We start from the raw sequence: 22,401 nt of genomic DNA on the forward strand, positions 1-22,401 counted from the left end.
AGTGACTAATGACCAACGAGCTATTATTCGGGACGAATGGTTGCTTACGGACGCAGCACCTGCTTCTGTTCCGTCACCTGCTCAATTTTCTTTCTTGAAAAGAAAACGGGAAAATAGCCATTCTCGGCCCATAATGGAAACAGGTCGCGGTAGTGTGGGCTGTCCGGATTAGCCGATTGGCCGGGGCTGTTGATGCCCATTGTACGGTCCCAGTCTTCGGTGTCGACCACAATCCGGAAGGTGGCTCCATGCTCCTGATTCAGGCCGCTCCCCGTCACGTTAACAGTTTCGCTGTAGCCACCCCGCGCCACTGGCCCAAGGTTAATGCGCCGCCGCTGCTCATCGCCGACCAGCTCGCTCAGGGCATGCGTGAGCGTGATGTGCTTGTTTCGGCGTTGCCCATACGCCCACGTTTCCATGTCGGGGCCTAGCCGCGCGCTCAGTTCCTGCACCGACTGCGTCAGGCAGGCGAGCAAGAGGCTATCCCGCCCAATGGGCCGGTTCAGGGCCAGTTGCGGCGATACGGCCCAATCGAGAATACGCTTCGTCGGGATGGTGCGCAGGTAGGGTCTGGCGTCGGCCGGCAGGGTGAGGTCGGTGAAGGCGCGGCGCAGGGCCGCTTCGAAGCCTACATAGATTGAAGCGGCTACCGACGACGGGGCCAGTTCGTAGTTCCATTTGCGCAGGTAGGCCAGCGCCTGTTCGGTGGGTACGTCCTCCGAGGCCAGCGGTTCCAGCAACGGCACCAACGTGCGGGCAGGCAGGGCTACGTAATCGGCTTGCAGGCGCATGAAATCCGACAGCGTTTTACGGCGCGAGTCGGCCAGCACCTCCTCGATCCGCTGCGCCCGCGACGGCCCGGCCCACACCCAGCCAATGGCATTGCGGTGCGGAAAATCCGTCGGCGTGAGGTTGTTATTGGCCGTGACGATATAGCCCGACGTCGGGTTTTCGGCATGGGGCAGTTGAGCAATGGACAGGTAACCCGCCCACTCGAAGCGGCCATCGCCCGGCACTGGCACCAGACCCGTCCAGTTTTTTCGGATTGGTGCCAACCCCACTGCCTGCCAGCCGATGTTGCCTTTAGGGTCGCTCCAGACCATGTTCTCGCCAGGCACTCGGCTAGCCAGACACGCCTGCCGAAACTCGGCCCACGACCGCGCCTGATTCATGCGGAGGCTGGCCAGATACGGCGAGCAGCCGGGTTCGCGCCAGCCCGCCCGAACGGCATAAGCCCGGTGCGCTTTCGCATCTTCGAAGACCACGGGGCCGTGGCGGGTGTATTTCAGGGTTACGGTTTTCGGGGCCTGCCCTTTCACCGGAATCGTTTCGCGCAGGGTGCGCATCGTTTCCCAGCGGCCTTTGTAACGGTACTGATTCGGATTGGCCGGGTTGATCTCGTAGACATACAGGTCTTCGTTGTCGGTGTCGAAGATGGTCAGCCCCCAGGCACCATAGTCGTTATGGCCGATGGAAATACCCGGCAACGTGGGTTCGCCCGCACCGATCACATTCCAGCCAGGTGCATTGAGGTGGGCCCAATACCGCAGCGACGGCACCGACTGGGCCCGGTGCGGATCGTTGGCCAGCATGGGATACCCACTCGCCGACTTACTCCCCGACAGCACCCAGTTGTTGGAACCGACAAATTGTTTCTCGGCCTCAAACCAGGCGTCCTTCTCGTGCTGATGCAGGGCCTCATCTTCCATCGTCACGCCCATCGACTTATCGGTTTTACTGAACCGAATGGGTAGACGGAAGGCTTCGTACAGCTCCAGAATATTCTGCATCAGCCCTTTCCCGTCTACGTGCAGCGTCAGGTCGGGGTCGTTGGCTTTCGATTTTGGATGAAACCATTGCAGCATCCGTAGGCTGTCGGCTCCGATCAGGTGCACCAGCCGCCCGTAGTTCAGTTCGTCACGGATGTTGCTGAGCAACCCCTGATGGCGACTGATGACCACCTCGGGCGTCCAGAGGCCGGGGCGGGTGTTCAGCGTTTTAAACTCAAACGGCAGTTTCTCCGGCGTCTGGTTGATCTGCGTGACGTAGGCATTGATGCCCGCCACAAACGCCCACACGATCAGGCTGCCGTGGGGGTGGTAGTGGTTCAGTTCAGCGTCGAGGTTAGTCGTCCGAAATTTGAACAGCCGCGTGCCAATGTCGCGCTTCAATTCCTGCGGACCCAGCAGTTCGGCCACGGTGCCAGTGGCCTGTCGCCGCCACAGTTCGAACTGAAACAGCCGATCCTGCGCCGCCAGATACCCCTGCGCAAAAAATAGGTCGTGTTCGTTTTTGGCGTAAATGTGATTGACGCCCCATTGGTCGCGAAGTACCTCAACAGGTTGTTTGAGCCCTTTAACAGTCAGGTTCTGAGAAAAGGCTGGCAGGGCAAGCAATAGAAAGATGACAAAGCGCATGAGGGAAGATAGGCGTTCTCCCGTAGAGACGCAATCCCTTGCGTCTCATTCGGCGTCAGCAACAGATCATACCGGTTGTATTTTGCGGGCGCAAATGAGACGCAAGGGATTGCGTCTCTACGAAATTCGTCCCGTTACTTCACCGAAACCGACGCGGTGGTCGCCTTCGCCTGCCCAACCCTGGAACGTGACGGTATCGCCATCCTGCAAAAAGGTGCGCGTACTGCCATCGGCCAGCGTAAGGGGTTCGGTACCGCCCCACGATAGTTCGAGCAGTGACCCCCACGACGACCGGTCGGGGCCGGAGATGGTGCCAGACGCCATTAGATCGCCCACCCGCAGGTTGCACCCGTTAATGGTGTGATGCGCCAGCTGCTGTGCCTGTGACCAGTACAAAAACCGCTGATTGGAGCGCGAAAGGACCGTTTTTACGCCATCTGCATCGGTCAGTTCGACCGTCAGGTTGATGTCGAGATTGGGCAGTGGGTTGGGGTCATGCAGGTAGGGTAGCGGCGCGGGCTCCTGAACGTACCCAGCCACCCGAAATGGGGCCATCGCTTCCATCGTGACCACCCAGGGCGATACCGACGAGGCAAAACTTTTGCCCAGAAACGGCCCGAGCGGTACGTACTCCCACTGCTGAATATCGCGCGCCGACCAGTCGTTGAACAGCACCATCCCAAAAACGTGGTCATCGAACGCAGCGGGTGTTACCGACGTACCCAGCGGCGTGTCTTTACCCACGATGAACGCCGTTTCCAATTCAAAATCAAGCCGTTGACTCGGCCCAAAAATAGGCTGACTCTCTCCTTTCGGCAGGCGCTGACCCAGCGGTCGCCGGACGGGCGTACCTGATACGACCACCGACGACGCCCGCCCGTGGTACCCAACGGGCAAGTGTCGCCAGTTGGGCAACAGCGCATTGGCCGGGTCGCGAAACATCTTCCCGACGTTGGTGGCGTGGTCGATGCTCGAATAAAAATCAGTGTAGTCGCCAATCTGAACCGGTAGGTGCATGGTCGCGTCGGCCTGCGCCACCAGCGCGTGTTGAGCGTTAGCCTTCAGCCGCGACGCGGGATCGCTCAGTTCGTGTTGCAGCACCCGACGTACCTGCTGCCAGACAGGTCGCCCCAGCCGGATAAAGTCGTTCAGATACGTCTGGCTGAAGACGGGCCGTTGCGCATCGGTCAGGCAGGCATCGAACGTACCCAGCTGGGCCGCAACCGCCATATCGATGATCTGATCACCAATGGCCACGCCCACGCGCGGCTGGGTACGTTGCACCGTGCTGAATACACCGTACGGCAGGTTATGTATTGAAAAATCAGAATCAGCAGGAATGGGTAGCCAGGTCATTGGAAGTGGCACGAGACGCGGGGCGTGGAACTCGGGTAACCTATTCACCCCATGCCCCGCGCCCCATGCCCCACGCTTTTAAAGCCACGATTGAAAATAAACGCCGTCGTCGATGCCCATGGCCTGCGTGGTGAGGCGCAGCGGGCGAAAGGTGTCGACCATCACGGCGAGTTCGTCGGTACTGGTTTTACCGATACTGCGCTCCATCGCGCCAGGGTGCGGCCCGTGCGGAATGCCCCCCGGATGCAGCGTCAGCACACCCGGCCCGATGCCGTTGCGCGACATGAAATTGCCATCGACATAATACAGCACCTCGTCGGAATCGATATTGCTGTGGTTATAGGGGGCCGGTATGGCCTGCGGGTGGTAGTCGAACAGGCGCGGCACAAACGAGCAGATCACGCAGGCTTTCGTCTCGAACGTCTGGTGCACCGGCGGCGGCTGGTGAATGCGGCCCGTAATCGGCTCAAAATCGTGGATCGAGAGCGCGTAGGGGAAATTGTAGCCGTCCCAGCCCACCACGTCGAACGGATGCGTCGCATAGATGAGCGTGTGCAGGATACCCTCCTTTTTGATCTTCAGGATAAAGTCGCCGGTCTCGTCGTGTGTTTCGAGGTCCTGCGGCAATTTGAAGTCGCGCTCACAATAGGGCGAATGCTCCAGTTGCTGCCCGAACCAGTTGCGGTAGCGCTTGGGCGTGTAAATCGGGGAGGTCGATTCGACGTAAAACAGCCGGTTTTCGGCTGTTTGACCCGTTTCGTTGCCCACTGAGGTAAACTGAATCTGGTAGATCATGCCCCGCGGGATGAGCACGTAATCGCCCGGCACGAAGGGGATGTTCCCCAGCAACGTCCGCAACGTACCTGAGCCCCGGTGCACAAACAGCAGTTCGTCGGCGTCGGCGTTTTTATAGAAGTAGTCGGTCAGCGACTGACGGGGCGCGGCCACCCCCACCACCACGTCATTGTTGACCAGCAGCGGCGTGCGGCTTTGCAGAAAATCGTCGGCCGGGGGTACGTCGAACCCGATCAGCTTGCGCGACAGGATGTTGTGCTCCACGGCCAACTGCGGGCGCAGATCGACCGGATCGAGTATCGCTTTTACCTGTGTGGGCCGGTGCAAATGATACAGTAGAGACGACATGCCATCGAAGCCTACCGTGCCAAAGAGTTGTTCATAATAGAACGCCCCGCTTGGACTCTTGAAGATAGTGTGCCGTTTGGGTGGCAACGTACCCAGTCGATGATAGAGCGGCATGGCGGTTTGCTGATGAGTTAGTTGTCAAGACAACAAATTTATCCCGGTTTTGTCATAGAACAACAAGTCAGCGTTATAAATCGATCAACAGGCCATCAGCTTCTTTATATGAATCCGCGCAACGGGGTTTATCTGCCCTTTTATACATTGGTAAAAAGCGGCCTCTACGGCCTTTAGCCTGTAATGCCTCGGGCGGTTACCAATACGCCGTCCGTATGGCTAACTGCTTAACGGGTTCATTACATGAAACAACACCGCATACGGGTCTTTACCCGCAAGCAAGCGCTTTGGTCGGCGGGTCTGGTTACGCTGCTGGGGCTGGCCGGTTACCAACAGTCCATAGCGCCCATCGACCGGCGTATTAAACGACTGGCGCCCGAGAAGGCCGTTCGTATGGCCAAAGCCATCGAAGCCACCGTCACCCCCCAACTGGCACCGGGCCTCACGCTCAAATTGTGGGGCGTCGACTCGCTCGTGTCCGACCCGATCGGTATCGACGTCGACGACAAGGGGCGGCTTTATTACAATAGAACCAACCGCCAGAAAAACTCGGAGTTCGACATTCGCGGGCATCAGGACTGGGAAATCGAGTCGATCCGGTTGCAGACCGTTGAAGACCGGCGGGCCTTTCTGCGGAAAGTGCTTGCCCCGGCCAACAGCGCCAAAAACGAGTGGCTGAAAGACGTAAACGGCGACGGCTCGCACGACTGGCGCGACCTGACCGTAGAGCGCGAAGACGTGTTCCGGCTGGAAGACACCAACGGCGACGGCGTGGCCGATCAGTCGAAGCTGGTAACCAGCGATTTCCACGAAGAAATCACCGACGTGGCCGGCGGCGTGATGGCCCACGGCAACGATGTGTATGTAGCCGTAGCGCCCGACCTGTGGCGACTGCGCGATAAAAATGGCGACGGCATTGCCGACGAAAAAACGTCGATCTCGCACGGTTACGGCGTACACGTTGGCTTCAGCGGTCACGGTATGTCGGGCATCGAGATGGGCCCCGACGGCAAGATCTACTGGCAGATCGGCGACATCGGTTTCTCCGGCAAAGGCCCCGACGGCAAAAAGTGGGAACACCCCAACAGCGGCGTGATTGTGCGGGCCAACCCCGACGGCTCCGACTTCGAAGTGTTTGCCTACGGCGTTCGGAACACGCACGAGTTTGTGTTTGACGAATACGGTAACCTCATCAGCGAAGACAACGACGGCGACCACCCCGGCGAGAAAGAACGACTGGTGTACATCGTTGACGGGTCAGACACGGGCTGGCGGAGCAACTGGCAGTATGGCAAATACCGCGATCCGCTCAACAATACCTACAAAGTCTGGATGGACGAGAATATGTTCAAGCCCAAATTTGAAGGGCAGGCGGCCTACATCACGCCCACCATTGCCAACTACGTAAGTGGGCCAGCGGGCATGAAATACAACCCCGGCACGGCGCTGGGGCCGCAGTACAAGAACACATTCTTTCTGGCCGAGTTTATCGGCAGCCCCACCAACTCCGGCATTCACGCCTTCAAGCTGAAGCCCAAAGGCGCCGGTTTTGAACTGGGTGAAACGAAGAAAATCGTCGGCGGTGTACTGGCGACGGGTATCGACTTCGGGCCCGATGGTTCGCTCTACGTGGCCGACTGGATCAACGGCTGGGACACCAAAAACTATGGCCGCATCTGGAAGATGGATGTGCAGGGCGGTGCCGCTTCCGAGGAACGTCAACGCACGAAAGCGCTGCTGGCGGCCGATTTCCGGCCTCGCACCGCCGCCAGCCTGGGTACGTTGCTGAGCAACCCCGACATGCGGGTACGTCAGAAAGCGCAGTTTGAACTGGCCCGCCGGGGTGCCGCTAGCCTCCCCATTTTCCAGCAGGCCATTGGCCAGAAATCCAACCAACTAGCGCGCATTCACGGTATCTGGGGCATTAGCCAACTGGCCCGCCAAACCAAGACGCACGCGAAACTGCTGCTACCCCTGCTGACCGACAGCGACCCCGAAATCCGGGCGCAGGCGGCCCGCTGGCTGGGCGACGTGCGTTATGCCGAGGCGGGTTCGGCCCTGTTGCCCCTGCTCACCGACGACAACAGCCGCACGCGGTTCTTCGCCGCCGAAGCCCTGGGTCGCATTGCCTACGAACCCGCCATTCAGCCGCTGATCAAACTGCTCGACGACAACAACGACGAAGACGCCTATCTCCGCCACGGGGCGAGCCTCGCGCTGGCCCGGATCGGGAAAGCCGATCCGCTTATTTCGTTGGCCAACCATAAGTCGAAAGCCGTTCGGGTGGGGGCTGTGGTAGCCCTGCGCCGCATGCAAAGCCCCGGTATTGCGTCGTTCCTGAACGACAAAGATGAGTTTGTGGTCACCGAAGCCGCCCGTGGGATCAACGACGACCTCTCGATTCCCGCTGCGCTACCCGCGTTGGCCAAATTGCTGCAAACGACCAAATTCACTAATGAGGCGCTGATCCGCCGGGCCATCAACGCCAACATGCGCGTGGGTACGCCCGAGGCCATGCAAACGCTGATCGGCTACTTCCAGAGCACGGGCAACCCAGCCGCCATGCGGGCCGAGGCAATGGATGCACTCAGCACCTGGGCCAAGCCGTCGGTGCTCGACCGCGTCGATGGGCGCTATCGGGGGGCTGTCGAGCGTGATCTGGCGCCTGTTCGGAATGCGACGGCTTCGGCCTATACCGGCGCGCTGACCCAATCGGAGCGTCAGGTACGTCTCAGTGCCATTTCGGCCATTCGCCGACTAGGTATTTCATCGGCCGACGAGGCGATGGCTAAACTGGTATCGACGGATGCCGACCCCGCTGTTCGCGAAGCAGCCCTGCGCGGGCTGGCGGCGCTGAATGCCCCGCAACTGAATGCCGCCATCGAAACAGCGCTGGCTGACAAAGCCCGTGAGGTCCGGGTGGCGGGGCTTGATCTGCTTGGGAAAGCGGCCATGCCGAAAGAGCAGATGGTGCGCCTGCTGACCAACGTGCTCGACAATGGCCCGATTGAGGAAAAACAGGCCGCCCTGCTGACGCTGGGTACGTTGCCCGCTGCCAACTCACAACCCGTTTTTGACAAGCTACTTAGCTCGATGCAGGCCGGTACGTTGTCGCCCGAGTTGTATCTGGAACTGGAAGAAGCCATCGAAAGCAGCAAATCGGCGGCCCTGACGGCACGCTACAAAACGCTCAGCGGGCAGCTTTCTGATGCCGATGCCTTCAAGGGAAGCCTAATGGGCGGGGTGGCCGACAAGGGCCGCCGCATTTTCTTCCGGCACCCAACGGCGCAGTGTATCCGTTGCCACTCGTACAACGATCAGGGTGGCAATGCAGGGCCACGGCTCAACGGAGTAGCTGGCCGCCTCACCCGCGAACAACTGCTCGAAGCGGTTATCAACCCCAGCGCCCGGCTCGCACCCGGTTACGGCACCGTATCGGTGACGCTGAAAGATGGCAAATCATTGTCGGGTATTCTGGCGGGCGAGACCGACAAGGAGCTTCAGATCAAGATTGGCAACGACCCGGCCCACACCATCGCGAAAGATCAGATTGCCAAGCGCACCAACGATCCGTCGAGTATGCCGGAGATGAAATACCTGCTCACAAAACGCGAAATCCGCGATGTAGTCAGTTTCCTCTCGACGCTGAAAGACGAGCACTGACCGGCAGATTAAATCCGTAACGCCCGGCTCTAGCCGGGCTGTACTGTAAACCAACTCATTGAGTTTACTATGCAGCCTGGCCAGAGCCGGGCGTTCCGTTTAGTCTTTTCTTCTTTTTGAAGTCCGTTTATCATTCCCTTACCCAAAGCCTAAAACCGTTAAGTTAGGGCAGCTATTCAGCGTCACTCTACCCTGTTCGTTCCACAGTTACCCATGCAGGACCTCCTCAAAAAATTGAACTATACCGGGCAGCAACCGCTTTTGCTACTCGATGCGCCCGCCGCTTTGGCACAGGCGCTGCAACAGGCGTTACCCGACGGCCGTGTACAGACCGACGGTCAGACTGACCAGCCAGTTTCGTTCGTACTGGCCTTCGTAACGCAGCAAACGCAGATCGATTCGCTCATCGCGCAACTGGAGTCGCGGCTTCAGGGCGATGCAACGCTGTGGTTTGCTTACCCCAAAGGCACATCGAAAAACTATACCTGCGACTTCAACCGCGATACCGGCTGGCAAACAGTTGGTCAGGCAGGTTTCGAGCCGGTTCGGATGGTCGCCATCGACAGCGACTGGTCGGCGTTGCGGTTTCGGCGGGTGGCGTATATAAAATCCATGACCCGTCAGCGGCACATTTCGGAAGAAGGAAAAGCGCGTAACACGTCGGCTTCCCAGTAGCGTTACCGGTTATCCGGCACCTCGTTTTCCGTGGATTCGGCGGTTTCATCCACGACTTTTTCGTCGGTCAATGGGTTTTGGCGGAAAATCGCTTCGAGTTGGGCAAACAGCTCCGGGTGCTTTGTTTTCAGCAGATCGGGGCGTTTGAAAAAATACTCCGATACCACCGCGAAAAATTCGGCTTCGTTGGTCAGCCCGTAGGGATTGATGTCGGAGTGGGCGGTTTGCATGGTCTGCATCGTCTGGTGAATGAGGCGCAGCCAGGGTTGCAGGTGTTCTTTGGGCATCAGCAGATCCGGGCTGCCATCGATTTCACCATCGACCTTGTCGAGCAGGTGGACAAACTCGTGGATGCCCGTATTCTCCTTACTGGTTTTGTTCATAAACCCGTTGCGCAGCGCCGACTTCGACAGGGCCATCGTGCTCTGCAAGGCCCCACCCGTCCCGACCTGCCCCATAATGCGCCGGTCGTCGCCTTCGGTCTCATAGGCCTCGTTGAACGTCGATTCGTACAGCACCACCGTCGTCAGGTTGGGATACTGCCAGTCGTCGAAAGCGAACATGGGAATCACGGCACTGCTCGCCACCAGTACCCGGTCGACATCATCGACCTCGGTATCGACGCCTTCTACCTGTACCTCGGCCAGAAACTGACTCACCCGATCAGCAAACACCGACTGCCGATCGGCGGGCAGGGTGGCGTAGTAGGGTACATTCTCGGCCAACAGTTCCACCAGACTCGGCGGCAGCGGGGCGGCCGGTTCAGCGGTCGTTGGCCGACGCTTCCGGTTGAGAAACCACCAGAGCAGCGCCGCAATCGCCAGCCCCAATACCAGCCCAAGGGCAATAAACAGATTATCCATAGCCCCTACAACCGGCACCGACACAGATAGTTAAGCTTTCCCAGTGATTCGTCCGCTCTGCCTGTCCTTAGACCGAATCATAACCTCCTGACATTGTAAGCTTTACTCGACAGTATCCTTCCGTTTCATCGGTAATAATTTCGCTCCATTAGCTTGATAAAACTGAGCGCTTTCGGCGAGAACTGGGGAGCATTCGCTTTAATAGCCGCTTTGTTATAGAGGTAAAAGAATTGGAACGGGTTCTCGATGCGCCTGATCAGCTTATCCTGCAGACCTTGCTGCTGAATGGTTTGTCCCATGAACAAGCCCGGAATATGGCCATTTACGGGCATGACTGAAGGCCAGTCGATAGGCACAGATTGACCGTCAGCCAGTTTCTCGAACACGTCATTCAGGTTGCGGATGCTTGCTGCGGTTTTTGTGTCATAGAGCACTAAAAACGTATCGCGTAGCATGTAGAGCGAGTGTTTATCAAACACCAGATGGGCTTTGTCGATCAGGTCAGCGGTTCCTTCTTCACTGATGCCGTTGATTGCCCGAAAAGGGTCCCTGTGCGCGGGCACTCGTATCTCCCTGAAATGGCGAAATTTGATGCGGCAATAGGCCAGCGCATAATGCATGTATTCGTGCCCCAGCAGCGCACCGGGCTTGTAGCGGTCCGTATCGTATGAAACCAGCAAATCCATCACAATGCCATTACTGGTACCGCTGGCATCGTAATCATACAGAATCAGGTCGACCACAGGCAGCCGGGAGCAATTTTTGAATTTGGGAGGCAGAAAGGCCTGAGCGCGGGAACGGGCACTATCCAGCAGGTGGAGCTGGTCCAGTTCGGTCAGGTATTTTTTCAGATTCGCCTCTTCGCGGGCATACCGAACAATCCAGCGCAGTTCCAGATCGGTTTTTAATTGCTCGCTGATTTGCGCTTCATTGCCCGGCCAATAAACCAGACTAACCCGCCTGACAAACTCTTGCCAGTTCGTGGTATTCTTTCGCTTATACCCATCAAATTGACGAAGCCGTTCCCAATCCTGTGCGTCCGGACGAATACCTTTCCGTAGTTGATCGGTCAGTTTCCAGTACTCGTAGCAGGGCTGTGCGTTGAACGACTGAGCGTATACAATGCTCTGTATCAGCACACCTAAAAGACTCAACAGCAACTTTCGACTCATACTAATAGCACCTCATCTCACTGTTAGCCCATTACCAAATTTGCGCCAGTTGTCGGATGCCCTCGGCAGCTTTCTGCCTGTTCTGCACAAGCACCTATCTACACAAACGCCTTACTACCGATTTTTTAACCAAAACCGCTCGGCGTTTCTAATTTTACGTGCCTTATCTCTTAATTTTACTCAATACATTGAGTAAAATATGTTTGAACGAAATGAACTCAGTCGGCTCAAAGCCCGCGTATACGAGCCACGGCGATTCCTGCAAGTGATAGTTGGCCCGCGTCAGGTGGGCAAGACCACGCTGGTTCGGCAGTTGGTAGGGCAGTTACAGTTTCCCGCTTTTTATGTGTCGGCCGATGCAGTAGGCGCAGCCAACTCCGTCTGGATTACCCAACAATGGGAAGCCGCCCGGTTTCAACTTCGTACCAGCGGAGCTACTCAGGCGCTGCTCATTATCGACGAAATCCAGAAAATCGATAACTGGGCGGAAGTAGTCAAAGCGCAGTGGGATCAGGACACCTTCAATAGTATCCCGTTGAAAGTGATTCTGTTGGGGTCAGCCCGCTTGCTGATTCAGCGCGGACTGACGGAGTCGTTGGCTGGCCGTTTCGAGTCGATGCCACTCACGCATTGGAGTCTGGCCGAAATGGAGACCGCTTTTGGTTTTACGCCTGATGAGTTCGTCTGGTATGGTGGGTATCCGGGGGCGGCCTCCTTGATTCATGATCCCGATCGTTGGCGCGACTACATTCTCAACAGTTTGATCGAGACCACCGTCTCGAAAGACATTCTGATGATGACCCGGGTAGACAAACCTGCTCTGCTACGACAGTTGTTCGAGTTGGGGTGTAGCTACTCTGGCCAAATTCTGTCTTACACCAAACTGCTGGGGCAGCTTCAGGATGCGGGTAATACCACGACCCTCTCACACTATGTTCAGCTACTGGACTCGGCAGGCCTGTTGAGCAGTCTGGATAAATACACGATAGACAAAGCCCGGCAACGTAGTTCGATTCCGAAATGGCAGGTACAAAACAGCGCCTTGTTTTCTGTCTTTTCGCCTTACTCCTTCGATCAGGTCAGGGCTACTCCTGCCGAGTGGGGCCGCTGGGTGGAAACGGCTATTGGCGTTCATCTAAGCCGGGCGGCCCACCTGGATCAACTCAAGTTGTTTTACTGGCGAGACGGCAACGACGAAGTGGATTTTGTTATTCAGAAAGGCAGGCAGGTAGTCGGTCTGGAAGTCAAAAGTGGCCGGAAGCAACAGGCCCCGGGTATAGCTAGTTTTCAACAAAAGGTAAGTCCGAGCAGCGTTCTGCTGGTGGGCCAAAGTGGGGTACCCTGGGTAGACTTTCTACGTGCCGACCCAGCTGCTTTATTCCCTGGTTAATTCAGCTCTTGCTGTAAACAAAGCGTTCACCACAACAGCCCCTTTTCGGCCATACCGACGTACCCAGAGCCAATCACTTACCCGCCCAAATCTGGGCCAGATGCACGATCACTTCGGCGGCTTTCTGCATGTCCTGCACCGATACCCACTCTTCCCGCGAGTGAAAGGCGTGTTCACCGGCAAAAATGTTGGGGCAGGGCAAGCCCATAAATGACAGCCGCGACCCGTCGGTACCGCCCCGGATGCTGCGTCGCTGCGGCGACAGGCCCGCCCGCCGGATGGCTTCCAGCGCGTGTTCGGCCACGGCCGGGTGTTGGTCGAGCACTTCTTTCATGTTGCGGTATTGCTCCCGCACGGTCAGCGTCGCCGATGAGTGCGGGTAGTTGGCCAACACCTCATCGACCAGCGATTGCAGGAGTGCTTCGTGTTCGTGCAGGCCGGCGGTGGTGAAATCACGCACGATGAAGTGCAGCACCACGCGGTCCTGATTGCCCTCCATGTGGGTCGGGTGCACGAAGCCCTGCATGCCCTCGGTGGTTTCGGGCGACAAGTCGGTGCGGGGCAACCCCGCCAGGATATCACCCGCGATTTTCAGCGCGTTTTCGAGCTTGCCTTTGGCAAAGCCGGGGTGCGTGCTCACCCCCTGAATCACGATCTGCACACCATCGGCAGAGAACGTCTCATCTTCCAACGTACCCAGCGATTCGCCGTCGATGGTGTAGCCGTAGGTGGCGTCGAGCTTCGCCATGTCGATATTGGCCGTGCCCTTACCCACCTCTTCGTCGGGTGTGAACAGGATGCGGATGCGCCCGTGGGGTACGTCCGGGTTGGCCATCAGGTAGTCGGCCGCCGCCATGATCGCCGCCACGCCCGCTTTGTTGTCGGCACCCAGCAGCGTGTCGCCACTCGCCGTGATGATGTCGTTGCCAATTTGCTGCGCCAGATCAGGGTGATCCTGCTGACTGATGACGATGGGCGCGTCGGCGTGTTCGGGCAATACAATGTCGGCACCGTCCCACTGTCGGTGAATAATCGGCTTCACGCCCGCCCCCGTCACGTCGGGCGAGGTGTCCATGTGCGCGCAGAAACAGATGGTAGGCAGCTGGTGATCCGGTACGTCGCTGGGTACGTTGGCGGGAATGGTCGCGTAGACGTACCCAAAGGCATCCAGTTCGGCATCGGCGATACCGAGTTCGTGCAGTTCCTGCACCAGCACGCGGCCCAGGTCTTTCTGTTTTTCCGTCGTCGGGCTAGCCGTCGATTGCGGGTCCGATTGGGTATCGATCTGCACGTAGCGTAGAAATCGGTCGGTCAGGGTCTGGGCGTTGATCATGGAACGTATGGCAGTCTGGGAAGTCGGAATTAGTATCAGTCCGGAGTCTGGACAGTCGGTTTGGGGTACCTTTTTTGTCATCCCGACCGGGGCACGTAGCCGGTAGGAGGGATCTTGACGCATCATGACTTGGGAGTTAGGGCACAGTAAGATCCCTCCTGCCGGCTACGCGCCCCGGTCGGGATGACGAAAAAGGCTTATTTAGCCAGCAGCGAGGCCAGATCGGCGGGAGAATAGCCGACGCTTTTGAGGGTTTTGTGGTCGGCGTCGCGGTAGACGAGAAACTTCCCGTCCGACTCGACGTAGTGGCAGGCGACGCCTTTGGCGGTGTATTGTGCCACCGTCGCCTCGGCTTCGTCGACCGTCAGGCAGGCTTTGCTCATGTTGGAACGTTGTACCTCATCGAACAGGGCTTTGAAGTGCTCGCCCAGCCCAAATTCGAGCACCGCGCCCGATAAGACGTACTGTAAATCGCAAAGAGCATCGGCCACGGCCACGATGTCTTTCCCGGCAATAGCGTCGCGCAGTTCGTCGAGTTCTTCGGCCAGCAGGGCGACACGCAGGCCGCAGCGAGCTTCCGAGGGAATTTGGGGGGTATCGAGCACCGGCGCATGGAACGTGCGGTGAAACTCGGCGACAGCAGTAAGCGAATCAGGAGATTGCATAGGTAACATTTTTGAACGCGAAGGGCGCAAAGGCTACGCAAAGATCGCGAAGCCGTTAATCTAAACTCTTGGCGACCTTTGCGTAACCTTCGCGCCCTTCGCGTTCATTCCTTAAAAATTGGCTGGGAGCAGGTTGCTCTTGAGCAGTTTGATGGAAATGGCGAGCAAAATTATGCCGAAAACCTTTCGTAGTACATTCAGCCCACCCGGTCCGATCCGGTCTTCGAGCCAGGCCGCCGATTTAAGCACGATATAAATCAGGATCAGGTTCAGAATCACCCCCACCACGATATTGCCGATCTGGTATTCGGCCCGTAGCGAAATAAGCGTCGTCAGCGTACCCGCCCCGGCAATCAGCGGGAAGGCGATGGGCACGATATGCGCCGCACTGTCGGCCTCGATTTCCGACTTGAAGATGGTCCGGCCCAGGATCATTTCCAGCCCGATCAGAAAGATGATGATCGCCCCAGCCACGGCAAACGACTGCACATCCACGCCAAACAGCTTCAGGATGCGCTCGCCCACAAACAGAAACGTGAGCATCAGCACACCCGAGGCCAGCGTTGCTTTCTCCGACTCGATCGTACCGACTTTCTGGCGCAGGTCGATGATCACGGGCAACGACCCCAGCACGTCGATGACGGAAAACAGAATGAGCGTAACCGAGATGATCTCTTTAAAGTTGAGTGGCATAGCAGGAAGGGGATGTACAATGAACGATGTATGATGTACAATGCACCGCAGCGGCGGACCGTAATGGGAATGAATAATGAGGGCTATTCGCAAAGGTAGCGACGCCTACACCCATTACGGTCCGCCGCTGCGGTGCATTGTACATCGTTCATTGTGCATCGTACATTGTACATTATACATCCTCCATTACCCCCACCCCTTCAACCACGCCCGCAACTGAGCGACCTCCTCGTCGGTGATGGCGGGGAAGTTGGCGATGCGGAAGGTGGTGATTTTCCAGTCGCCGTAGCCATTGCCCAGGATAAAGCCAGCGGCTTTGGCGGCGGTTTTAACGGCCTTGATGTCGGCCTCGCTGCCCATCACGGCAATGACCGTATCGGAGCGGAGATCGACATCGTCCACCAGTAACCGGAACGGCGAACCGGCCATCTCGTTCTCAAAAAATCGATACCAGTCGGCGGCGCGCTGCCGGATGTGGGCGGCGGTGTCGGCGATGGGCGGCACGGTTTGCATCACCCGGTCGAGCAGGTAGATACCCAGCCCGTTGGGCGTGTAGGGCGTCTGGAACTTGCTGAAATTTTCGTGCAGAAACAGCAGGCTGTTATAATGATTGTTCTCGCCGATTGCCTCGGCACGGGCCAGCGCCCGGGGCGAGTAGATGAACACCGCCAGGCCAGCGGGCAGGCCGAAGCACTTCTGCACCGAGGCAAACCACACATCGGCCAGCGTCCAGTCGAAGGCAATACCCGCCATCGACGACACGGCATCGACGGTAATCAGGACGTTGGGAAATTCCTGCCGGAACGTACCCAGCACCGGCATACGTACCTGAGTTCCGTTGGACGTCTCATTCTGGACTACGCACAACACATCGGCTTCGTCGGGCTGCTGCGGCGGCTTGATCCGATGGGCGTAGTCCATCCATTTTTTACCAAAGGCGCCGCTGTAGGGATGCAGGCTCGTCTGCTCAGTCAGCGATTGGGCGATGATCTCCCAGCATTCCGTCGCCGACGAAACAAAGGCCAGGTGGTAGTCGTCAGGTACGTTCAGTTTGTCGCGCACCCCGCGCATGGCTCCTTCCGTAATGGCCATAAACTCCGGGCTACGGTGGTTCATGCTGACGATACCCGACGTGCAGGCTTCCGCCGCCCAGGCCGCCACCTGCGGGTAAATTTTGGACGGACCAGGATAGAAGGTGATCATGGTAATGAGGGCTGTTGGGTGGGAATTATGAACTAGGAATTATGAGCTATGAAATAGACTCGCTGATGTTGCCATCTGACGGCACGGGCGCAGCAATTTCATAATCCATAATTCCTAGTTCATAAGTCAAGCAAGTAGCGCACGGCCAGCTCGTAGCCGGTCAGGCCGAGGCCAACGATGACACCTTTGCATTTGGGCGAGAGATAGCTGTGATGCCGGTAGGTTTCGCGGGCGTGGACGTTGCTGATGTGTACCTCGACAGCGGGCGTGGTGATGGCCCCCAACGCATCGGCGATGGCGATAGACGTGTGCGTGTAAGCCCCGGCGTTGATCACGATCCCGTCGAAATCAAAGCCGTGCTCGTGGATTTTATCGATCAGTTCACCTTCGTGGTTCGACTGAAAATAGTGCAGTTGTACGTCAGGAAATTGCGCCTCGATCGTTTTGAGGTAGTCGACAAACGAGCGGTTGCCGTAGATGGTCGGCTCGCGCTTACCCAGCAGGTTCAGGTTGGGGCCGTTCAGGATCAGGATCTTTTTCACGGCGGTAAAGATACGCCCAAAGCGCAAGGTGCGCTCGTTGGACGTACCTGCGTCCGCCGTTATTCGCCTTCAGTTTGGCTGGTTGTGGGGTGAAACGACCGCCACGAATGCCAGAATTCCTGATGTGCCGATACGTTAGCCAATTGCTGCCCCGCCAACGTACCCGTGGTTGCCTGCCCGGTCTTGCTCCAGATCGTCTGGGTTTCGCGGTCGGTAAACTGCCCGTTGGCAAGCGGGGTAAACGTGAGCACGCGACCCGCCACGGTACGGTCAAAGGCGCGGTAGGTGAGCCGATCGGGGGCCAGCGTCAGCAATACTGGTTTGGGACCCATTTGGGCATTCACTACCCGTTTTTTGACCAGCGCATTCCAGTCGATGGCGATCGCGGTTTGTTTGTCCGCCAGCCCGATTACCCACGATTTGGTATGCCACGACGCCGAATCGCGACCCGTCAGTTTACCCCGACGGACGCCCAGGTCATATGTAGCGAGGCTGTCGGTCTCTTCCCGAAAAGCCGGGTCGGGCTGCATCACGAGGGTGTTGGGGTGTTCGGCGGCCCATTCGGCCAGCGTCATCTGCCGGGCGGTTAGCTCAGTTAAGGTTTGGCCTTTGAGGGTTCCCAGAATAGCCTCACCCGTCGCCTGTCGCCACCAGGAGCCCGTGCGATCATCTTCAAACATGGCGTTGAAATGATCCATCCCGACCAGCCGGTAGGTCATGGGTTGTCCCGCCACCACGGGATCAAACACGCGCCCGGTGCGGCAAACCGTACAGTAGGTGATCATCAGAGGTTTGCCACCAACCGTGTCGCGGACCTGATGGTGGTAGCCGATGAGTTGAATCGGATACGCCCGTGCTTCGCCGTTCTCCACCACGCCCAACACCAGTTTGTTGGTCCCGATCTTGTTTTGGGCCATGGGCAGCATCCGCTTGGTGGTCGGCTGCAAGAACATGTGGTCGGCCATCATCGTCTGATTGACCACGTACAGCACTAGTCCGTAGGCAATGGCCAATCCACCCGCAACCCAACGGTCGCTCTGCCGGACGGGCCGCCACAGCACCCGAGCCAGCGGGTAGGCCAGCAACACCAGCCCAATTGCCCGCAACCAGCCTGCGTGCCGATGCAACCAATAGGCAATCGACACGCGACTCAGGTTGGCAGCATCGTCGAGCTGACTGCCGGGAAACGGCATGATAAAATACACCCGTGCCGCTTCGAGCAATATGAGCAGCAGCAAGCCAACGCTAGCCAGGAAAAGCCAATTCCGATTCATTGTCTGGTGGTGGTCGAAAACCCGTTCACTATTTCACTCGTTCGCTTACAGTCTATACCCAACCGACAGCATGGCGTTGCGGCCGTCCGACGACCAGACACCCGGCCCCGGATAGAACGTGGGGCGTTTGGTGAAATACGACTCGTTGGTCAGGTTGTTGATACTCCCCCGCAGCGTCAGGTGCGTTCCCACGCGCCAGGTGGCGTTCAGGTCGAGCAGACCGTAGGCGGGGACGGGCCCCTTGGCGCCATTGGCCGACGGCACGGGCGTGTTGAGCGCGTCGGCGTAGGTCATGCCTACGTAGCTGTATTGCACCGTTAAGCTGGCGGTTCGGTAACGGAGCGTCAGCCCGTTACGGCTGGTGATCTGCGGGGCCGACTCGACCCGGTTGCCGTTCACGCTGACGTTTTCCCCGTTGACCGATACCCGGGCGTTGGTATACCGGGCGTCCAGAAACGATGTCGACGTAAACCCGCTGAGGTTAAGCCCTTTCCATCGAGCTAGTTGTCCTTCCAGCAATACCTCAATACCCTGATTGCGGCTATCGCCGATGTTGGTACGGAGCGTATAGGGCTGGTTGTTGTCGTCCATCAACACCAACGTACCCATGCGGTTGCGGTAGAGCAATTCAAACAGGCTGATGTTCAGATGCCCACCCGACCAGTGCGTTTCCAGGCCTAGTTCGGCATTGTAGCCGGTGGCATCGCGCAGATTTTTGTCGATCCGCTCATACACCGACGTCGGAATAATGTCTTTGAACAACACGGGTCGGTAGGCCTGCGACCAGCCGCCGTAGAGCCGCATCCGATCGTTGAGTCGATACTGCCCGTTCAGGCCCAGCAGCGCAAACCGGTGGCTGATATTGGTGGGCAGCTCGGCCGCATCATAATAGCTGATGCTACCACGCAGTTGTGTTTCGCCATCTTCAACCCGCACACCGGGCGAGAGGGTTAGCCGCCGCCCCACCCGGAGTTGCCCTTCCACAAAGGCGGCGCCGTTGCGGGTATGGTACCACAAGTCGCGGGCGAAGGGGGCGGTCAGGCTAAGGTCGAAATCGGAGCCGGTGGTGCCTTTGCCCAGCTGCCGCCGGTGAAGGTCGTTGTGCATCCATTGCACACCCGCTACCAACGTACCTGCGAGACTACCCACCCTAAACTGCTGCAACAGCCGCGCCTCGGAGGTGTAGCTGTTGAAGTTGTCGATGTCGACCTGCCGCTGCCGGTACTGCCCCGTCACCGGGTCGGGCAAGTCACTGACAGTGGCAAAAGCATCGATCTGTACGCTATTGCGGTCACCCAGCACCGCCGACGTCACCCATTGCAGCCGCGTTTGGGGGGTCAGTTGCCAGTCGAGCCGGAACGACGGTACCCAGATGCTCGGATTAAAAAAGTTACGACTGCGGGTGGCCTGCCGCGGATTGGCCCGGAACATGGAGTCGGTGAGCGGGCCGGGAATCTGGTAGACATACCGCGAATGCCCTACCTCGGCCGTCAGACCCAGCCGGGTGTTGACTTGGTAATGCAGGCGGGCAAACTGCGCCTGAGCGTCCGACCGGCTGTTGTCGCGGTAACCGTCGGAGTGCCGCCAGTAGGCATAGCCATAGTACGTCAGCCGACCCACGCGTCCGCTCAGGGCGTTGTAGGTGCTGCGCGTACCGAACGACCCAATCGAATTGATGGTCTCAAAACCAATCCGGCGCGTGGTGTCGGCCTGCTTGGTTATATAATTGAGCATACCGCCAAACTGCGCGCCATACTGGAGCGACGCCGTGCCGCGCACCAGTTCGATCCGCTCAATGCTTTCGGTAGGTGGCGAGTAATGGCTTGCCGGGTAGCCATACATGTCGGAATTGGTGATGATGCCGTTCTGGCGCAGGTTCATCTCCCATGACCGGTGCGGGTCGAGGCCCCGCGTGGCTACGTTGAGCTGATTACCCGTACCGTCCATGTCATAGACAAACAGACCGGGTATCCGCGCCAGTAGTTGCCGGGGGTTTTTCTGGGCAATATCGGCGTCGATATCGGCCAGCCGAATCACCTCGCTCCGTCGCCCGGCCAGCAGGTACGTGCCGTGTACGTCGGGCAGGGGGAGCGTCACGCGGTTGCGATTGGCCGTTACTTCCAGGGTATCGAGCGTCTTGGTGCGCAGGGTATCGGTCTGCGCCTGAGCCATGCACGGCCCGGCCAACAGCGAAACCGCCACCAGCAATTGTACGATAGACTGCATGTTGTTTGTTGAGTAGACAGGCGAATACCTGCCCGGTGCCTGACGCAAATTGGTCAGTCGCACACCGGGCAGGTATTGCGCCTCGTTACAGGCCTGAGCCGTCGGCTTTCCCTCTGGCGACGGCGTAGTTGCCGATATTTTTCCCGCAGACCAATCCCATCGTGCAATCAGAACGGAAGTGAATCAGGCCATACACACGTGAGTCTGACGCTTCCTTCGCTTTATTCCAGAACTCGTCGTTACGGTCGGGGAAGATGCTGCCCAACACGGTAGCGGCGGCCGCTGAGAACGTCGAGTGGCCCGAGGTGTAGCTCGGGAAGTTGGGCAGGCCGACCGACGTTTTCACGCCGTATTGCTGCGGGCGGGGGCTGTAGTAGTAATATTTGGTATCCCAGCAGCATACGCCTGCGTCCATGAGCGTAGTGCCAACCAGCGCCAGCGTACGGGCCATGCGCACTTCGCTGTATTTGGCTTCGTGGGCGGTGTTGGCGGCGGTGCGGTGCCAGTGGCCCGGCGGCGTGTAGCTGCCTGCCCCATCGGCCCAGTAGTTGGCAATGCGGGCCTGCTCACGGGTCTGGTTTTTCTGGATGTCGCGCAGTTCGTTCAGTTCCTTGGTGAATTGCTCACTGCCCGGCACGGGCCCCATTTCGGGACGCAGTTTTACTTTCGTAGCGGCATCAAAATTCCAGTTCTGAACGGCTCCGTAGTTGGGCAGCATGGGCGGGCGGGCGGGCGTTTCCTGGCTTACCCACACCTCGTTCATGCCCAGCCCTTTGGCTTTCTCGATCATCCCGGCCGTGAGCGCCTGGTTGTTGGCGGCGCTCATCCCGTCGGTGCGGGCGCGGCCCATCACTTTTGCGCCTACCTGTGCGCCCAGATCGGCACCGGCCGTCAGATCACTGGCTACGTTCATACCCGCCCACAGCCGCGCGTTGCGGTGCTCGGCTACTTTGGCGTCGATGTAGGCTACTTCACCGGGAAACATGGCTTTCAGGACCACAGCCGATGCCGCCGCCACGACCGCATCTTCCGACGGGTAGGCGGGCAGGGCCGACACCGGCAGGGCCACCCGCACAGCCGCGTCGACTTTCGAGGGGGCCGCCCGGTTGAATTTGTATTTATAGCTCCACGCCGACACCAGGGCATCGTACTGGGCCACGCTCAGGTAAGCCAGCGCCCGGGCCGTGTAGGGCGGGTTGGCAAACGGAAATTTGGGGTCAGCCAGCGGATTGGCGACGTCGGGCACCGGGTACTTACCTTCGGCATTCGAGGCGGGTGCCAGGTTATACCGGGCCGACAGCTCGCGGGCAATTTCGTTCCAGCGGTAGGCTGCGCCAGCGCCCCAATACACGACTGCCTCCTGCTGCTCGGCATTCAGGCTGGCCGATAAGGTTTTCAGGTTCCCCAGCTCGGCCTGATACTCGGCCGAAGTCGTTGACGAAGGGGTTGCTACGGTTACGTCGGTGGGGCTTGTCAGCACGTAGGTCTTCCACGTACCCGCTTTTTCGTCCACGCTGGCGGGTACGTACCCAAGCCGCTGTGGTTCTTCAATGGTCTTGTCGCAGGCCCAGACACCCGTCAACAACGCACTCACAATCCCTAATTTATAAGCAAGTTTCATAAGTCAAAAGCGGATTAGTTTGTTCTCAACGAATTGATAATCAACGATAAC

General features: G+C 58.3%; 16 protein-coding genes. 3 read left to right on the forward strand and 13 right to left on the reverse strand.

Features of this window, described 5'->3' with window-relative positions:
• Positions 1-44 precede the first annotated feature (44 nt).
• The 3 genes from ACAW74_RS17770 to ACAW74_RS17780 all read right to left on the reverse strand — a co-directional run bounded on the left by ACAW74_RS17770 (position 45) and on the right by ACAW74_RS17780 (position 5,030).
• Complete coding sequence (locus tag ACAW74_RS17770) at positions 45-2,417, reverse strand: penicillin acylase family protein (protein ID WP_370699562.1); 2,373 nt, start codon at positions 2,415-2,417, stop codon at positions 45-47.
• Positions 2,418-2,534: 117 nt separating this feature from the next.
• Positions 2,535-3,773 carry a fumarylacetoacetase gene (fahA, locus tag ACAW74_RS17775; RefSeq protein ID WP_370699563.1) on the reverse strand — a complete coding sequence of 413 codons (1,239 nt, stop codon included), beginning with the start codon at positions 3,771-3,773 and terminating at the stop codon, positions 2,535-2,537.
• A gap of 78 nt (positions 3,774-3,851) precedes the next feature.
• The gene (locus ACAW74_RS17780) at positions 3,852-5,030 is read right to left on the reverse strand and encodes a homogentisate 1,2-dioxygenase (protein ID WP_370699564.1); all 1,179 of its coding nucleotides are present in this window, start codon (positions 5,028-5,030) and stop codon (positions 3,852-3,854) included.
• A gap of 243 nt (positions 5,031-5,273) precedes the next feature.
• Here ACAW74_RS17780 and ACAW74_RS17785 point away from each other — a divergent pair, with 243 nt between their 5' ends.
• Together ACAW74_RS17785 and ACAW74_RS17790 are read left to right on the forward strand one after the other, a co-directional pair.
• Positions 5,274-8,693 (forward strand): DUF7133 domain-containing protein, encoded by a 3,420-nt coding sequence (locus ACAW74_RS17785; protein ID WP_370699565.1) that lies wholly within the window; start codon positions 5,274-5,276, stop codon positions 8,691-8,693.
• Between the two features lie 213 nt (positions 8,694-8,906).
• Complete coding sequence (locus ACAW74_RS17790) at positions 8,907-9,368, forward strand: hypothetical protein (protein ID WP_370699566.1); 462 nt, start codon at positions 8,907-8,909, stop codon at positions 9,366-9,368.
• Between the two features lie 2 nt (positions 9,369-9,370).
• On the opposite strand, the gene ACAW74_RS17795 is transcribed toward ACAW74_RS17790, so the two are convergent.
• On the reverse strand, positions 9,371-10,231 hold the full coding sequence (locus tag ACAW74_RS17795; protein WP_370699567.1) for a M90 family metallopeptidase: 861 nt from the start codon (positions 10,229-10,231) through the stop codon (positions 9,371-9,373).
• Between the two features lie 125 nt (positions 10,232-10,356).
• On the reverse strand, positions 10,357-11,403 hold the full coding sequence (locus tag ACAW74_RS17800) for a DUF5700 domain-containing putative Zn-dependent protease (RefSeq protein ID WP_370699568.1): 1,047 nt from the start codon (positions 11,401-11,403) through the stop codon (positions 10,357-10,359).
• A 199-nt stretch (positions 11,404-11,602) separates the two neighbouring features.
• Here ACAW74_RS17800 and ACAW74_RS17805 point away from each other — a divergent pair, with 199 nt between their 5' ends.
• On the forward strand, positions 11,603-12,793 hold the full coding sequence (locus ACAW74_RS17805) for an ATP-binding protein (RefSeq protein WP_370699569.1): 1,191 nt from the start codon (positions 11,603-11,605) through the stop codon (positions 12,791-12,793).
• A gap of 73 nt (positions 12,794-12,866) precedes the next feature.
• Here ACAW74_RS17805 and pepT read toward each other — a convergent pair whose 3' ends face one another.
• The 8 genes from pepT to ACAW74_RS17845 all read right to left on the reverse strand — a co-directional run bounded on the left by pepT (position 12,867) and on the right by ACAW74_RS17845 (position 22,350).
• On the reverse strand, positions 12,867-14,126 hold the full coding sequence (gene pepT / locus ACAW74_RS17810; protein WP_370699570.1) for a peptidase T: 1,260 nt from the start codon (positions 14,124-14,126) through the stop codon (positions 12,867-12,869).
• 197 nt (positions 14,127-14,323) lie between these two features.
• Positions 14,324-14,791: a pyrophosphohydrolase domain-containing protein gene (locus tag ACAW74_RS17815; RefSeq protein WP_370699571.1), complete on the reverse strand. Its 468-nt coding sequence runs from the start codon at positions 14,789-14,791 to the stop codon at positions 14,324-14,326.
• A gap of 111 nt (positions 14,792-14,902) precedes the next feature.
• Positions 14,903-15,484 (reverse strand): MarC family protein, encoded by a 582-nt coding sequence (locus ACAW74_RS17820; RefSeq protein ID WP_015332793.1) that lies wholly within the window; start codon positions 15,482-15,484, stop codon positions 14,903-14,905.
• A gap of 186 nt (positions 15,485-15,670) precedes the next feature.
• A complete protein-coding gene (locus tag ACAW74_RS17825) occupies positions 15,671-16,687 on the reverse strand; it encodes an aminotransferase class V-fold PLP-dependent enzyme (RefSeq protein ID WP_370699572.1) in 1,017 nt (338 codons plus the stop codon).
• 119 nt (positions 16,688-16,806) lie between these two features.
• On the reverse strand, positions 16,807-17,229 hold the full coding sequence (aroQ, locus tag ACAW74_RS17830; protein ID WP_370699573.1) for a type II 3-dehydroquinate dehydratase: 423 nt from the start codon (positions 17,227-17,229) through the stop codon (positions 16,807-16,809).
• A 59-nt stretch (positions 17,230-17,288) separates the two neighbouring features.
• Positions 17,289-18,503, reverse strand: a complete 1,215-nt coding sequence (locus ACAW74_RS17835; RefSeq protein ID WP_370699574.1) for a DUF3179 domain-containing (seleno)protein — start codon at positions 18,501-18,503, stop codon at positions 17,289-17,291.
• Positions 18,504-18,548: 45 nt separating this feature from the next.
• Positions 18,549-20,729: a TonB-dependent receptor family protein gene (locus ACAW74_RS17840; protein ID WP_370699575.1), complete on the reverse strand. Its 2,181-nt coding sequence runs from the start codon at positions 20,727-20,729 to the stop codon at positions 18,549-18,551.
• 85 nt (positions 20,730-20,814) lie between these two features.
• Positions 20,815-22,350 carry a phosphatase PAP2 family protein gene (locus ACAW74_RS17845; RefSeq protein WP_370699576.1) on the reverse strand — a complete coding sequence of 512 codons (1,536 nt, stop codon included), beginning with the start codon at positions 22,348-22,350 and terminating at the stop codon, positions 20,815-20,817.
• Positions 22,351-22,401 lie beyond the last annotated feature (51 nt).

Source organism: Fibrella musci, from assembly GCF_041321105.1.
Taxonomy (GTDB): Bacteria; Bacteroidota; Bacteroidia; order Cytophagales; family Spirosomataceae; genus Fibrella; species Fibrella musci.